Below are 14,252 nucleotides of genomic sequence, written 5' to 3' on the forward strand. Positions count from 1 at the left end.
TGATCCCAGAGGACGGACCACGAGACGGACGGGGAACACCGATGACGACCGCTCACTCCTTATCCGGGGTTGGGAGCAACCCACCGCCAGAGAGCGACACGGTCATCGACGTACGGGATCTGCGGATGCGCTACCGCAGCCAGGACGTATTGAAGGGGGTCGGCTTCACGGCCCGGCGAGGCGAAGTTGTCCTGCTGCTCGGCCCGAACGGCGCGGGCAAGACGACCACGATTGAGGTTTTGGAAGGCTTCCGGATGCGCTCGGCCGGTGACGTGACCGTCCTCGGCGCCGATCCGGCCGACGGGGACGAGCGGTGGCGTGCGCGCCTGGGCATCGTGTTGCAGTCCTGGCGTGACCACGGCAAGTGGCGGGTGCGGGAACTGCTGGCCCATCTTGGCTCGTACTACGCGCCGTACTCCACCGCCCTCGTGCGGCGGCCGTGGGACGTTGACGAACTCCTCGCCGCAGTGGGGCTGACCGAGCACGCGGACAAGCGGGTCGGAACTCTGTCCGGCGGGCAGCGCAGGCGTTTCGACGTGGCCGTCGGCATCGTAGGCAGACCCGAGGTGCTGTTTTTGGACGAGCCGACGGCGGGTCTGGACCCGGAGGCGAGGAACGAGTTCCACGGCCTGGTACGCGGGCTGGCGGACGAGAACACCACTGTTCTGCTGACCACGCACGACCTTGCGGAGGCGGAGAGGCTCGCCGACCGGATCCTCATTCTGGCCGGTGGCCGGATCGTGGCCGATGGCTCGGCCGAGGAGCTGTCGCGGCAGGCATCGGCCGAGGCCACTGTGCGCTGGACGCGGGACGGGCGGCCCTTCGAGGAGGCGACGGCCGAGCCCACCCGGTTCGTTCGTCGGCTGTTTGAGGAGCACGGCGAGGCGATCGGGGGGCTGGAGGTGCGCCGGGTGAGCTTGGAGGACACCTACCTGACGATGGTGCGGGAGTTTGAGGCGGGGAGCCTTCCCGATGAGCGGGCGGTGCAGGCTTTCGGGGAGGGATCGTGATGAGTCCGGTGTGGTACGCGGCGGTAGTTGGGGTGCGGCGCGGCTGGACGGAACTTCGGCAGACTTTCACCACCGGCCAGGACGTGTTCGGTTACGTGCTCTGGACGGTTCTGCTCATCGTGCCGCTGTTCTTGGTCAGGGACGATCCGCTGAAGGGCGCCGGCATCTCGGCCGGCGCGTTCATGCTGCCGAGCATGCTGGGGATGACGCTCGCGTTCACGGGGATGATGACCACGGCGCAGCTGCTCGCGACCGAGCGCGAGGACGGCACCCTGCTGCGGGCCAAGGCCGTGCCCCACGGCATGGTCGGCCACCTGGTCGGCAAGATCATCATGGTGTCGGGTACGGCTCTCGCCTCCATGGCACTCCCCTTTGCCGTTGGCGTGTTCCTGGTGGACGGGGTTGCCCGGCAGGGCGGCGAAGCGTTGCTGACGCTGGTGTGGGTGGTGCCGCTGGGTCTCCTGGCCACCCTGCCGATGGGCGCTGTCATCGGCTCACTCGTCGGCAGTCCGCGCACCGTCGGGTTGCTGATGCTTCCGGTGATGGGACTCGTCGTGATCTCCGGGATCTACTTTCCCCTGTCGAAGCTGCCCGAGTGGCTGCAGACTGTCGGGCAGATCTTCCCCGTGTACTGGCTCGGCCTTGGTCTCCGCTCAGCGCTGCTGCCGGCCGATGCGGTCGCCGCCGAGATCGGCGATTCCTGGCGGCACCTGGAGACAGCGGGCGTGCTGGGTGCCTGGACGGTCGCCGGGCTGCTCCTCGCACCATCCGTCCTGCGCAGGATGGCCCGCCGCGAGTCCGGGGCCGCGATGGCGGAACGGCACCGGAAGGCGATGCAGCGGGTCGGTTAGTGATGTGCCGCCGGGGATGTCGGCCCGGCTCCTGGTCAGGCCGCCTTGGGCAGAGGGCGTCCGCCCCAGCGGATGCCCTTCTCGCTGCGGATGCGGGCGCGTTCCTTGCGCTGGGCGGCGAGCACCTCGGGGTGGCGGGCGTTCGCGTTGCGCCAGCGCAGGTAGTGGTGCAAGACCCGGGTCTGCACCGTGTGGTTCGGATGGTTGGAGTTGGCCAGGGTGAACTGCCGCAGCGGGCCGAAATGGGCCTCGATCGGGTTGGCCCAGGAGGCGTAGGCCGGGGTGAAGGACAGCTCGACCTTGTTCTTCTTCGCCCAGCGGCGGATGTCCGCTCCGGTGTAGGCGGAGAGGGTGTCCAGAATGATGTAGACCGGGGCGCCGTCGGGTCGGGCGGCACGGATCGACTTCAACGCAGCCAGAGTGTTGGCAGTGCCCTTGCGACGGCGGTTGACACCCCCCAGGGTGTCGTCGCCGAGGGAGTAGCAACCGTGGAAGTAGGTCACGCCGTGGGTGCGGCGGAAGGTCGCCAGAAGCCGGTCGGGCTTGCCCTGCCTCGCCCAGCAGGAGCCGGCGGTGGGCCGGATCCCGAGGGGCCCGAACTCGTCGAAGCCAAAGACCCGGTCCGGAAAGCGTTCCAGCACATGCTCGATGCGGTCGAGCTTGGCATCGCGCTCGGGGTCGGGTGACTCTTTCCATGTCTTGGTGCGTTGGAACGTTATCCCATTGCGAAGCAGCAGGCGCCGTAAGGATTCCCGGCCGATGCGGATGACGCGTCCGTGCACGCGGCGCAGGTAGGCGGCGAGTTTGCGGATCGACCAGCGGGTGAAGGGCTGGCCGAGCTTGGTGGGGCGGGTGGTGGCTGTCTGGATGACGAAGTCCTCGTCGCGAGTGCCGTGCCTGGCCGATCGCCGTCTCTGACGCCTTAACGACACCTTCATACAGAGAGCTGGACGTTCGCCCCCAGCCAACCAACCGCCTTCAAGTCACGGACGAGCCACTCATAGGCAAGCTCAGTCGCCGGGCGGGATGAACCCGTGGACAGTTCGCGATCTACGTAGTACGGCCGATGGAAGTTCGTCTGGGAATCTACCGGCCCACCGGGGAACGGGGAGGTGGGGCCGAACCCCGGCTCGGTCCACAGGTCCAGGTCCACCTCAGGTGGGTCATTGCGGCGCCCTGCGGCCTTGGGACGGAGGGTATGGATCAAGCCGCTGTGCGACCCGTCCGTGTCGTCCTCCGGCATGACCACCATGCCCTCGGCGCTCACGGGCAGGGCGCTGTACAGGCCCAGCGCAGGGGCGAGGGACGGGAAGTTCAGTTCGACCAGCTGTCGGTAGCCGATGAGGGCGTCCCTCAGAATCTGCCTGGTGATCCTCAGCGTCAGCAACGGGGAATACCCTTGCCACATCCGTCCACGCCGCGGGATTTCCTGATCCGGTTCGCCGTACGGTCTGCGCAGCACCTCGTCGATAACACCGGCCAACTGGGAGTGCAACCACCGGATGTCCGCCGAGTCGTAGGTGTAGCCCGCAACTTGATGGGTGTACCGCACGGATGTCCGCACATGCTCCATCATCGCCTCAACCTCGTGCACCACAGCCCTGCCCAGCTCGATTCCAGGTCTGCACGTGGCGAGAATCCGGGCGGTCGGGTGGGCGGCCAGCAGGAGCCTGGCCTCGTACAGGAGCTGTGCAACCTGCTCAGGCGAGAGCCTATCGAGATCGTCGATCACGATACGTCCGAGTCCACTCGCCGGCTCGCCGCCCGCGCGCGTGACGGCATCCAGCAGATCCGGTACGGCCTTGCCCGCATCCACCCATACAGGGATCACCACATCAGGGTCACCCGCTGCCTCGCGATGCCCTTCCCGCAACCAACTCTCGGCTTCCCCCCGTAGCCGTCCCATGCCTCAAGCTCGCTCGGATAGGGCACCCGCCCCTCGAACGTTGCCTCACGCCCGCCATCCTTGCCGTCCCCGAAGGCGGAGACGCCCGACCCCAGGATCTCCTGGGCCAGGGCCTGCGACACGTGCTCGAACTCCCGGGTGCTCAGCCCGCTGAGGTTGTAATCCACCCCCGCCATGATGCCGCCGCGGCTATCTCCCGACCGCCCAACGGAACTTTTTCCCCGGCCGGGCCTCTGCGCCCACGCCGATTCACGCGGCTTGACCAGCCCAGCAACACGCCTGACACTTCATCAGAACGAGCGTCAAATGAGCGTCACGAGCGTCATTTCAGCGTCAAGATATCGCCCGTAACGCCCACACCGCACATAATGCGCACGCGTAAAACCGCTGGTCAGGAGCCCTTCGCCGCCGGTTCAAGGATGGCAACGCACTCCACATGATGCGTCATCGGAAACAGATCGAACGCCCGCAGCATCCGCACCCGATACCCGCCCTCCCGGAAGTACCCCAGGTCACGGGCCAGCGCGGCCGGGTCGCAGGCCACGTAGGCGATGCGGCGTGCCCCCAGGGACGACATGTGCTGGACGGTCTTCCGGCCGGCGCCGGCGCGCGGTGGGTCGAGGACGATCAGGTCGACCTCGGTGATGCCGGTGCGCGGAAGCACCGCGTCGACCTTGCCCTGTTCGATGCGGACGCGGTCGAAGTCGGCGAGGTTGTGCCGGGCGTCCTCGACCGCGCGCTTGCCGGACTCGATGCCGAGGACGGCACCCTTGTCGCCGACGCGGTCGGCGAGGGCGCCCGCGAACAGTCCCACCCCGCAGTACAGGTCCAGCGCCATGTCGCCCTTGCGCGGGAGCAGGCCCTGCATGACCGCCTTGACGAGGGTGTCCGCGGCCTTCGGGTGGACCTGCCAGAAGCCGCCGCTGCCCACGCGGTACGTACGGTCGTCCGCGCGCTCGCGGACGAAGGGGCGCCCGTGGACGCGGTGCACGCCCCCGTCCTTCTCCTCGACCCGCATCACCGACACCGGCTTGTCCAGCTCCACGATCGGCAGCCGCGCACCCGGTCGGGGCTCCAGGATCACCTGACGGTCCTGCGACCCCGTCGCAGCGATCGCGTCGATCGACGCCATGCCCGTCCAGTCGCGCTTCTCGATGCCCAGTTCGCTCACGCCGGGCGCCGCGATCATGCAGTGGTCGATCGGCTCCACCTCGTGCGAGCGGTGCTTGCGCAGCCCGGCCCGGCCCTGGTCGTCCACCGCGTACTGCACCCGCGTACGCCACGCCGGTACCTCGCCCGGCGGCAGCTTGTCGCCCTCGGCCGGCATCACCGTGCCGTCCCAGCCGGCCTCCTCGGGCGTGAGGCCCGCGAGACGCTCCAGCTGCTCGGCGATGACCTCGCCCTTGAAACGGCGCTGCGCGCCCGGCTTGGCGTGCTGCCAGTCGCAGCCGCCGCAGCGGCCGGGCCCGGCGTAGGGGCAGGGGGCCTCGACGCGGTCCTTGGAGGCCGACAGGACCGAGACCGCGTCCGCCCGCAGGAAGCGCGCGCCCTCCTCGCCGTCCGTCACCCGCGCCACGACACGCTCGCCGGGCAGCGCGTGCCGTACGAAGAGGACCTGGCCCTCGGACGTACGCGCGATGCAGTGGCCGCCGTGGGCGACGGGGCCGACCTCGACCTCGTACTCCTCCCCCACCAGCGATTTCTTGGGTTCTGCCTGCATGGTGGGGTGACTCCAGATGAGGGAAAAGCGACAACGGCCGGACAACAGCCCACCAGTCTACGTGGGTGCCGTCCGGCCGTTGACCACGATCGTCAGCTCCTGTTGGCCGAGGACTCCTTCGAAGACTCCTTCGGCCGCTCGTTCGCCGGGCCACGCCGTACCGAACCCGGCGCGTTCCACTCCTGGCGCTTGCGCTCCCGTCGCTTGGCGACCTCGGAGGACTCCAGTTGGTAGGGCACGGAGGTCACCATGACACCCGGTGTGAAGAGCAGTCGGCCCTTGAGCCGGAGTGCGCTCTGGTTGTGCAGCAGCTGCTCGTACCAGTGGCCGACCACGTACTCGGGGATGATGACCGACACCGCGTCGCGCGGCGACTCCTTGCGCAGGCTCTTGACGTACTCGATGACCGGCCGGGTGACCTCGCGGTACGGCGAGTCCAGGACCTTCAGCGGTACGTCGATGCCGCGCCGGGTCCACTCCTCCTGGAGCGCCTTGGTCTCGGCCGGGTCGACGTTGACGCTGAGCGCCTCCAGGGTGTGGGAGCGCATCAGCTTGGCGTAGGCGAGGGCGCGCAGGGTGGGGCGGTGGATCTTCGAGATCAGCACCACGGAGTGGACCCGGGACGGCCGTACGACGTCGTCGCTCGGGCCGTCCGGCGCGGCGATCTCCGCGGCGACCCGGTCGTAGTGCCTGCGGATGGCCGTCATCGTCGCGTAGAAGATCACCATGCCGAGCAGGGCGACCCAGGCGCCGTGCGTGAACTTGGTGACGAGGACGACGATCAGGACCAGTCCGGTGAAGAAGGCGCCGAAGGTGTTGATCGCGCGGGAGCGGATCATGTGGCGCCGCTTGGCCGGGTCCTTCTCGGTGCGCAGATAGCGGTTCCAGTGCCGGACCATGCCCGTCTGGCTGAGCGTGAAGGAGACGAACACACCGACGATGTACAGCTGGATCAGGCGCGTGGAGTCGGCGCCGTAGACCCACACCAGGAGTCCGGCGGCGCCCGCGAGGAGCACGATGCCGTTGGAGAAGGCGAGGCGGTCGCCGCGGGTGTGCAGCTGGCGCGGGAGGTAGCGGTCCTGGGCGAGGATCGAGCCGAGCAGCGGGAAGCCGTTGTACGCGGTGTTGGCGGCCAGGAACAGCACGAGCGCGGTGGCGGAGGCCAGCAGGATGAAGAAGAACGTGCCGTCGCCGAAGACGGCTGCGGCGACCTGCGAGATCACCGGGTTCTGGACGTAGGAGTCACCGACCGGGGAGCCGTCGCGCAGCAGGTCGACCGCCGGGTTCTCGGCCATCCGTACGTCGGTGGCCATGGCGAGGCCGATGATGCCGCAGAACATGGTGACGGCGAGCAGGCCCATCGCGGTGAGCGTGGTGGCCGCGTTCTTCGACTTGGGCTTGCGGAAGGCGGGCACGCCGTTGGAGATGGCCTCGACACCGGTGAGCGCGGCACAGCCGGAGGAGAAGGCGCGCAGCATCAGGAAGACCAGCGCGAAGCCGGCGAGGCCCTGGTGCTCGGCCTTGATCTCCAGGCCGGCGGTGGGCGCCCGCATCGTCTCGTCGAGGACCAGGCTCCGGAACGCGCCCCAGGCGATCATCGCGAAGACGCCGACGACGAAGACGTACGTCGGGATCGCGAAGAGTTTCCCGGACTCCTTCACTCCGCGCAGGTTCATCAGGGTGAGCAGCACGATGATGCCGACCGCGCACAGCACCTTGTGCTCGACGAAGAAGGGAATGGCGGAGCCCAGGTTCTCCACACCGGAGGAGATCGACACGGCGACGGTGAGGACGTAGTCGACGAGGAGCGCGCTGGCGACGGTGAGGCCGGCCCGGGGGCCGAGGTTGGTGTTCGCCACCTCGTAGTCGCCGCCGCCGCTCGGGTACGCGTGCACGTTCTGCCGGTACGACGCCACCACGGTGAACATCAGCACGACGACCGCGACGGCGATCCAGGGGCTGAAGTGGTAGGCCGACACGCCCGCGATGGAGAGGACCAGCAGCACCTCGCCGGGTGCGTACGCCACGGACGACAGCGGGTCGGAGGCGAAGACGGGGAGTGCGATGCGCTTCGGCAGGAGCGTCTCGCCCAGCCGGTCGCTGCGCAGAGCGCGCCCGATCAGAATCCTTTTGGGCACGTCGGTCAGTTTGGACACGCAGAGGATCGTAAGCGCCCCGACTGGTTCTGGGCACATCCGGGTGAAATCCCGGCGGGCCCCGGGGTGAAATCCTTCCGGCCGTGACTGCGAAGTGCGTCACGTCACGCATCCTCGTCTCTTATGGACAGCGTCCTTACGTCTATATGACGAATCCCGAACACCTCACCCTCTGGAGGCATCATGCAGGCCGCGACCGCGGAACTGATCGGCGCGCTCGCCTCCCTCGTCGGACTCGGCATCCTGACGATGATCAGCGTCCGCCGGATCAGCCGACGACGTCCCACGATGTGACCGGAGACTGCACGGGGGTGCCCCCGGTGGACCGCGCGTGTGTAGCTTGGGCGACGGTCTGAGACCCTGTTTTTGACGTTTCGGCTGAACAGTAGCTATTGACACCGGAAGGACGGTCGTGCACATCGTCATCATGGGCTGCGGGCGAGTGGGCTCCACCCTCGCCCAGACCCTGGAGCAACAGGGGCACACGGTCGCCGTGATCGACCAGGACCCCACGGCCTTCCGTCGTCTGGGCTCGGGGTTCGGCGGCCGTCGCGTCACCGGCATCGGTTTCGACCGCGACACGCTGCGCGAGGCGGGCATCGAGGAGGCGGGCGCGTTCGCCGCGGTCTCCAGCGGCGACAACTCGAACATCATCGCCGCCCGCGTCGCCCGCGAGATGTTCGGCATCGAGAACGTGGCGGCACGGATCTACGACCCCCGCCGCGCCGAGGTCTACCAGCGGCTGGGCATTCCGACGGTCGCCACGGTCCGCTGGACCGCCGACCAGATGCTCCGCCGGCTGCTGCCCGCCGGGTCGGAGCCGCTGTGGCGCGACCCCACCGGCGGCGTCCAGCTCGCCGAGGTGCACGCCTCGTCGGCCTGGGTGGGCCACAAGATCAGCAAGATGCAGGAGGAGACCGGCGTCCGCGTCGCCTTCCTCACGCGTCTGGGGGAGGCGATGCTGCCCTCCTCACAGACAGTGCTGCAGGAGGGCGACCTCGTGCACGTGATGATGCGTACCGACGACGTCGAGAAGGTCGAGGCGTCCTTCGCCGAGGGCCCCGACGAGGAGGGCGGTCACTGATGAGGGTCGCCATTGCCGGAGCCGGCGCGGTCGGCCGCTCGATCGCGGGCGAACTGCTGGAGAACGGCCACGAGGTCCTTCTCGTCGACAAGGCGCCGACCGCCATCTCGGTCGAGCGCGTCCCCCAGGCGGAGTGGCTGCTGGCCGACGCCTGCGAGATCACGTCCCTGGACGAGGCGGCGCTCCAGCGCTGCAACGTCGTCATCGCCGCGACCGGCGACGACAAGGTCAACCTGGTCGTCTCCCTGCTGGCGAAGACGGAGTACGGCGTCCCGCGCGTCGTCGCCCGCGTCAACAACCCCAAGAACGAGTGGCTGTTCAACGAGTCCTGGGGCGTGGACGTGGCCGTGTCGACCCCCCGGCTGATGTCGGCCCTGGTCGAGGAGGCTGTCAGCGTCGGCGACCTGGTCCGGCTCCTCCGCTTCAGCCACGGCGACGCGAACCTGGTCGAGCTGACCCTGCCGCCCGAGTCGGCCCTGGCCGGCACGCAGGTGGGCGAGGTCGAGTGGCCGGAGGACACGTCCCTGGTCACGATCATCCGCGGCACCCGGGTCCTCACCCCGACCCCGGACGACTCCCTGGAGGCGGGCGACGAACTCCTCTTCGTGGCCGCCCAGGCCCGCGAGGAACAGTTGGAGGACCTGCTGTCGGTCCGCCGCGAGGACGCGACGAGCTAGCGGGGACCGATACGAGCTTGGGGCGCCCGGAAATCCCCGGGCGCCCCAAATCTTCGTGACCTTCAGCCGCCGGTGTCTTCGTCACCGCTTGGGCCCCGGTGTCTTCATCACCTTTTAGGCTCCGGTGTCTTCATCACTTTTCAGGCCCCGGTGTCTTCGTCACCTTTCAGCCCGGTCCAGGCACCACCAGCCCGTCCGGCGTTTGAGGACGAGGCCGTTCAGGCCGAAAGCGGGGGCCTGGGGGCGGCAGCCCCCAGAGGGCGACACCAGCTCCGGGTGCCTAGTCGGCCGACCGCGCCGCAGCCTTCCGCTCCTCCGCCGCGCGCTCCTCCGCCTCCATCTCCGCGAACACGTCGATCGGAGCCGGCGCCTTCGCGAGGAAGACCCAGGTCAGCCACACCGCGAGCAGGAACGGCGGGATCTTCAGCGCGATGAGCACCCAGCCCAGCTGCGTGGTGTCGGCCCACCAGTACAGCGGAAAGAGGATCGCGCACTTGCCGAGCAGGATCGCGCCCCAGGCGTAACTCGCCTTCGCGTACGCCTTCTTGCGGCCGGGGTTCCGGGTCCGCCAGGACAGGTTCTCCTTGAAGACCGGGCCGAGCATCAGACCGATCAGCGGCACACCCGCCACGGTGGTGATGATGTACGCCAGCCCGAGGCCCAGCGTGTAGAGCATGCCCGGCAGATAGAAGTCCTTGGCGTTGCCGGTCATCATCGCGAAGACCACACCGAAGGCGACCCCGAAGACACCGCTGAAGGCGTGCTTGACGGTGTCCTTCATGACGAGGCGCACGACGACCAGCAGGACGGACACACCGAGGGCCGCGAGGGCCGAGGAGTGCAGATCCTTGTTGATCGTGAAGATGGAGACGAAGAGAAGGCCCGGGAGCACGGTCTCGACCATGCCGCGCACGCCGCCGAACGCCTCGAACAACGCGGCCTCGGTCACCGCCCTGGAGTCGTGCGAGCCGTCCGGTCCGCCCTGGGCGTCCTGGACGCCGCGCTGGGCGTCTTCCGTCGGCTTGTCGAGCGACGTCACCGGCTACTCCCGTCCGAGCGGTCTGAGTTCGTACTTCGGATTGAACAGCACCCTACGGCCCCGGCTCATCGAGACCCGGCCGGATGCGATCAGCTTGCGGCCCGGCTCTATCCCGACGATGGAGCGTCTGCCGAGCCACACGACGTCCAGGGCGGCCGAACCGTCGAACAGCTCGGCCTCCAGGGCCGGGACACCGGCCCGGGGGCGCAGCGTGACCGTGCGCAAGGTACCAGTAACCGTCACTATCTGTCGGTCGTGGCAGTCACAGATGCGCGTACAGCCCGCGGTGTCGGCGTCCTCGCGCAGCTCCTCCGACTCCAGGTCCGTCTGGGACGAGGAGAGCCGGTCGAGCATGCGCCGGAACCGGCCCGCCGGCTTCTCGGAACGAGGAACAGCACTCATGACAAAAAGCGTACCGGGGCCCGCCGACAGTCCTGCACCCCCCGTACGTCGGCCTGCGCTCACTTCTCGAACCGGTACCCCATCCCCGCCTCGGTGATGAAGTGCCTCGGCCGCGACGGATCGCCTTCCAGCTTGCGCCGGAGCTGCGCCATGTAGACCCGGAGGTAGTTGGTCTCCGTCCCGTACGACGGCCCCCAGACCTCCTGGAGCAGCTGCTTCTGGCTGACCAGGCGACCGGTGTTGCGGACCAGCACCTCCAGGAGGTGCCACTCGGTGGGGGTCAGCCGGACGTCCCTGCCGTCCCGGTTCACCTTCTTCGCGGCCAGGTCCACGGTGAAGTCGTCGGTCTCCACGATCACATCACCCTCCTCGCCCCCGACGGGCTCGGCGCGACGGACGGCGGCGCGCAGCCGGGCGAGCAACTCGTCCATGCCGAAGGGCTTGGTGACGTAGTCGTCGGCGCCCGCGTCCAGGGCCTCGACCTTCTCGTCGGAGGTGTGGCGGGCGGAGAGCACGATGATCGGCACCCGGGTCCAGCCGCGCAGCCCCCTGATCACCTCGACGCCGTCCATGTCGGGCAGTCCCAGGTCGAGGACGACGACGTCGGGGTGACGGGCGGCGGCGAGTTCGAGGGCGGTCGTGCCGTCGTGGGCCGCGTCGACCTCGTACTTGCGGGCCTTCAGGTTGATCACGAGCGCGCGTACGATCTGCGGCTCGTCGTCGACCACGAGCACCCGGGTCATGTGGTTCGCCTCTCTGCCGATGTGGCCGTGCCGACCGGCGGTGGGGCCGTGCCTGCTGACGTGGCCTTACCTGCTGACGTGACCGGGCCTGCCGGCGTCGCCTTGCCTGCTGACGTCGCCGTGCCTGCCGGCGTGGCCGTGGCGGGCCCTGAGCCGTTCGCCGCGGCCCGCACGGTGAGCACCATGGTGAGGCCTCCGCCGGGTGTGTCCTCGGCGTTGAGGGTGCCGCCCATGGCCTCGGCGAAGCCGCGGGCGACCGCGAGCCCCAGTCCCACGCCGGCCCCGCGCGGGGCGTCGCCGTAGCGCTGGAAGGGCTCGAAGATGCGGTCCTTGGCCTCGTCGGGGACGCCGGGGCCGCGGTCGGTGACCCGGACCTCGACGCGACCGCCGAGGGCACTGGCGGAGACCAGGACGGGCGCGCCGCGCGGACTGTACTTGACGGCGTTCTCGACGATGTTGGCGACCGAGCGCTCCAACAGCCCGGGGTCGACGGCGACCATGGGCAGGCTCTCGGGGATCTCCAGTCCGACGCTGCCCTCGGGGACGCCGCCGAGGGCCATCGGCACCACCTCGTCGAGGTCGATCTCGCGGATCAGCGTGGTGACCGTGCCGGTCTGCAGGCGGGACATGTCGAGCAGGTTGCCCACGAGGTGGTCGAGCCGGTCGGCGCCGTCCTCGATGCCTTCGAGGAGTTCGGCCTGGTCCTCCTCCGACCAGGCCACGTCGTCGGAGCGCAGGGACGACACGGCGGCCTTGATACCCGCCAGCGGGGTGCGCAGGTCGTGGCTGACGGCGGCGAGCAGCGCGGTGCGGATGCGGTTGCCCTCGGCGAGTTCCTTGGCCTGGTCGGCCTCGTGCTGGAGGCGCTGGCGGTCCAGCACGACGGCGGCCTGGGCGGCGAACGCGGCCAGCACCCGACGGTCCTCGGCGGGCAGGACCCGCCCGGAGAGGGCGAGCGCCATGTGGTCGCCGACCGGCATGTCCACGTCGGCGGCCTCGGGGCGGTCCACGACCTGCCGGGGGCCCACGCTGCCCGCGCACGTCCACGGGTCCACGTCGCTCTCGCGCTCCAGCAGGGCCACCGACTCCATCCCGAAGGTCTCCCGGACCCGTTCCAAGAGGGCTTCCAGGCTCGTCTCCCCGCGCAGCACGCTGCCCGCGAGGAAGGACAGGATCTCCGACTCGGCGCGCAGCCGGGCCGCCTGCTGCGTGCGCCGGGCCGCGAGGTCCACCACGGACGCCACGGACACCGCGACCCCTATGAAGACCGCGATGGCGACGATGTTCTTCGGGTCCTCGACCGTCAGGGTGTGCACCGGCGGGGTGAAGAACCAGTTGAGCAGCAGCGAGCCCAGCACGGCGGCGGCCAGGGCGGGCAGCAGACCGCCCAGCAGGGCCGCGGCGACGGTCACGGACAGGAACAGCAGCATGTCGTTGGCGAGGCCCAGGTCGGTCTCGAAGTTGGCCAACAGCAGCGCCAGCAGCACGGGTCCGGTCGTCCCGGCCAGCCAGCCCCAGATCATCCGGGCCCGGCCGAGCCGCGCGCCCCGGGCGACGGGCAGCCCGCGCCCCTTGCCGGCCTCGTCGTGGGTGATCAGGTGGACGTCGAGGTCGGGGCCCGAGTCGCGGGCGACGGTGGCGCCGACGCCCGGCCCGAACACGTACTGCCAGCTCTTGCGGCGTGAGACGCCGAGCACGATCTGCGTGGCGTTCACTCCGCGCGCGAAGGCCAGCAGGGCCACCGGGATGTCGTCGCCGACGACGTGGTGAAAGGTGCCGCCGAGGTCCTCGACGAGGGTGCGCTGGACGGCCAGCTCCTTCGGGGAAGCCGAGGTCAGGCCGTCGCTGCGGGCGATGTACACGGCCATGACCTCGCCGCCCGCACCCTTCTCCGCGAGCCGGGCGGCCCGGCGGATCAGGGTCCGCCCCTCGGGGCCTCCGGTCAGTCCGACGACGATCCGCTCCCGCGAGCCCCAGATCTTCGACACCTGGTGCTCGCTGCGGTAGGCGTTGAGGTACTCGTCGACCCGGTCGGCCACCCACAGCAGCGCCAGCTCGCGCAGTGCGGTCAGGTTGCCGGGCCGGAAGTAGTTCGACAGGGCCGCGTCGATCTTGTCCGGTTTGTAGATGTTGCCGTGTGCCATCCGCCGCCGCAGCGCCTGTGGCGACATGTCGACCAGCTCTATCTGGTCGGCCCGCCGTACGACCTCGTCGGGCACGGTCTCCCGCTGCCGTACGCCGGTTATCGACTCGACGACATCGCCGAGCGACTCCAGGTGCTGGATGTTGACGGTCGATATGACGTCGATCCCGGCCGCGAGCAGGTTCTCGACGTCCTGCCAGCGCTTGTCGTTGCGGGAGCCGGGGACGTTGGTGTGGGCCAGCTCGTCGACCAGGGCCACCTGGGGCCGCCGGGCGAGGACGGCGTCCACGTCCATCTCGGTGAAGAGCGCGTCCCGGTACTCCAGCTCCCGGCGCGGGATCTGCTCCAGACCGTGCAGCATCACCTCGGTGCGCGGCCGGCCGTGGTGCTCCACGAAGGCCACCACACAGTCGGTGCCCCGTTCGAACCGGCGGTGCGCTTCGGACAGCATCGCGTACGTCTTGCCGACGCCCGGTGCCGCACCGAGGTAGATCCGAAGCTTCCCGCGTCCCATGGCCCCA

12 protein-coding genes and 1 pseudogene are annotated in these 14,252 nt (G+C 69.3%); 4 read left to right on the forward strand and 9 right to left on the reverse strand.

The window, feature by feature from the left end:
• Window positions 1-41: 41 nt before the first annotated feature.
• Window positions 42-1,010 carry an ABC transporter ATP-binding protein gene (locus JIX56_RS10930; RefSeq protein WP_257539682.1) on the forward strand — a complete coding sequence of 323 codons (969 nt, stop codon included), beginning with the start codon at window positions 42-44 and terminating at the stop codon, window positions 1,008-1,010.
• The gene (locus tag JIX56_RS10935; protein ID WP_257539684.1) at window positions 1,010-1,861 is read left to right on the forward strand and encodes an ABC transporter permease; all 852 of its coding nucleotides are present in this window, start codon (window positions 1,010-1,012) and stop codon (window positions 1,859-1,861) included. The genes JIX56_RS10930 and JIX56_RS10935 overlap by 1 nt, the downstream gene beginning before the upstream one ends.
• Window positions 1,862-1,896: 35 nt before the next feature.
• Here the strand turns inward: JIX56_RS10935 and JIX56_RS10940 are convergent.
• From JIX56_RS10940 to JIX56_RS10960, 5 genes and pseudogenes are all read right to left on the reverse strand, one after another.
• Window positions 1,897-2,745 (reverse strand): annotated as a pseudogene (locus JIX56_RS10940) (IS630 family transposase); the annotation flags it as partial.
• A 50-nt stretch (window positions 2,746-2,795) separates the two neighbouring features.
• Window positions 2,796-3,692: a KAP family NTPase gene (locus JIX56_RS10945; protein WP_257539686.1), complete on the reverse strand. Its 897-nt coding sequence runs from the start codon at window positions 3,690-3,692 to the stop codon at window positions 2,796-2,798.
• Complete coding sequence (locus JIX56_RS10950) at window positions 3,689-3,934, reverse strand: hypothetical protein (RefSeq protein ID WP_257539687.1); 246 nt, start codon at window positions 3,932-3,934, stop codon at window positions 3,689-3,691. The genes JIX56_RS10945 and JIX56_RS10950 overlap by 4 nt, the downstream gene beginning before the upstream one ends.
• A gap of 224 nt (window positions 3,935-4,158) precedes the next feature.
• Window positions 4,159-5,487, reverse strand: coding sequence for a class I SAM-dependent RNA methyltransferase (locus tag JIX56_RS10955; protein WP_257539689.1), 1,329 nt, complete (start codon window positions 5,485-5,487; stop codon window positions 4,159-4,161).
• 92 nt (window positions 5,488-5,579) lie between these two features.
• Window positions 5,580-7,643: an APC family permease gene (locus JIX56_RS10960; RefSeq protein ID WP_257539691.1), complete on the reverse strand. Its 2,064-nt coding sequence runs from the start codon at window positions 7,641-7,643 to the stop codon at window positions 5,580-5,582.
• Between the two features lie 412 nt (window positions 7,644-8,055).
• On the opposite strand from JIX56_RS10960, the gene JIX56_RS10965 reads away from it, so the two are divergent.
• Complete coding sequence (locus JIX56_RS10965) at window positions 8,056-8,727, forward strand: potassium channel family protein (RefSeq protein ID WP_257539693.1); 672 nt, start codon at window positions 8,056-8,058, stop codon at window positions 8,725-8,727.
• Complete coding sequence (locus JIX56_RS10970; RefSeq protein WP_037700769.1) at window positions 8,727-9,404, forward strand: potassium channel family protein; 678 nt, start codon at window positions 8,727-8,729, stop codon at window positions 9,402-9,404. The genes JIX56_RS10965 and JIX56_RS10970 overlap by 1 nt, the downstream gene beginning before the upstream one ends.
• Before the next feature lie 280 nt (window positions 9,405-9,684).
• On the opposite strand, the gene JIX56_RS10975 is transcribed toward JIX56_RS10970, so the two are convergent.
• From JIX56_RS10975 to JIX56_RS10990, 4 genes are read right to left on the reverse strand one after another with little or no spacing between them, the layout of a single operon-like run.
• The gene (locus tag JIX56_RS10975; RefSeq protein WP_257539695.1) at window positions 9,685-10,443 is read right to left on the reverse strand and encodes a DUF3159 domain-containing protein; all 759 of its coding nucleotides are present in this window, start codon (window positions 10,441-10,443) and stop codon (window positions 9,685-9,687) included.
• A 3-nt stretch (window positions 10,444-10,446) separates the two neighbouring features.
• Window positions 10,447-10,845 carry an OB-fold nucleic acid binding domain-containing protein gene (locus JIX56_RS10980; protein ID WP_005481623.1) on the reverse strand — a complete coding sequence of 133 codons (399 nt, stop codon included), beginning with the start codon at window positions 10,843-10,845 and terminating at the stop codon, window positions 10,447-10,449.
• 59 nt (window positions 10,846-10,904) lie between these two features.
• A complete protein-coding gene (locus JIX56_RS10985; protein WP_257539696.1) occupies window positions 10,905-11,588 on the reverse strand; it encodes a response regulator in 684 nt (227 codons plus the stop codon).
• Window positions 11,585-14,245, reverse strand: a complete 2,661-nt coding sequence (locus tag JIX56_RS10990) for a sensor histidine kinase (RefSeq protein WP_257539698.1) — start codon at window positions 14,243-14,245, stop codon at window positions 11,585-11,587. Before JIX56_RS10990 ends, JIX56_RS10985 begins: the two co-directional genes overlap by 4 nt.
• Window positions 14,246-14,252: the final 7 nt, after the last annotated feature.

It is taken from the genome of Streptomyces sp. CA-210063, from assembly GCF_024612015.1.
GTDB lineage: Bacteria > Actinomycetota > Actinomycetes > Streptomycetales > Streptomycetaceae > Streptomyces.

Coding starts and splice junctions, on each gene's coding strand:
- JIX56_RS10930 (WP_257539682.1), top strand. CDS start 42: ATGACGACCGCTCACTCCTTATCCGGGGTTGGGAGCAACCCACCGCCA.
- JIX56_RS10935 (WP_257539684.1), top strand. CDS start 1,010: ATGAGTCCGGTGTGGTACGCGGCGGTAGTTGGGGTGCGGCGCGGCTGG.
- JIX56_RS10955 (WP_257539689.1), bottom strand. CDS start 5,487: ATGCAGGCAGAACCCAAGAAATCGCTGGTGGGGGAGGAGTACGAGGTC.
- JIX56_RS10970 (WP_037700769.1), top strand. CDS start 8,727: ATGAGGGTCGCCATTGCCGGAGCCGGCGCGGTCGGCCGCTCGATCGCG.
- JIX56_RS10980 (WP_005481623.1), bottom strand. CDS start 10,845: ATGAGTGCTGTTCCTCGTTCCGAGAAGCCGGCGGGCCGGTTCCGGCGC.
- JIX56_RS10985 (WP_257539696.1), bottom strand. CDS start 11,588: ATGACCCGGGTGCTCGTGGTCGACGACGAGCCGCAGATCGTACGCGCG.
- JIX56_RS10990 (WP_257539698.1), bottom strand. CDS start 14,245: ATGGGACGCGGGAAGCTTCGGATCTACCTCGGTGCGGCACCGGGCGTC.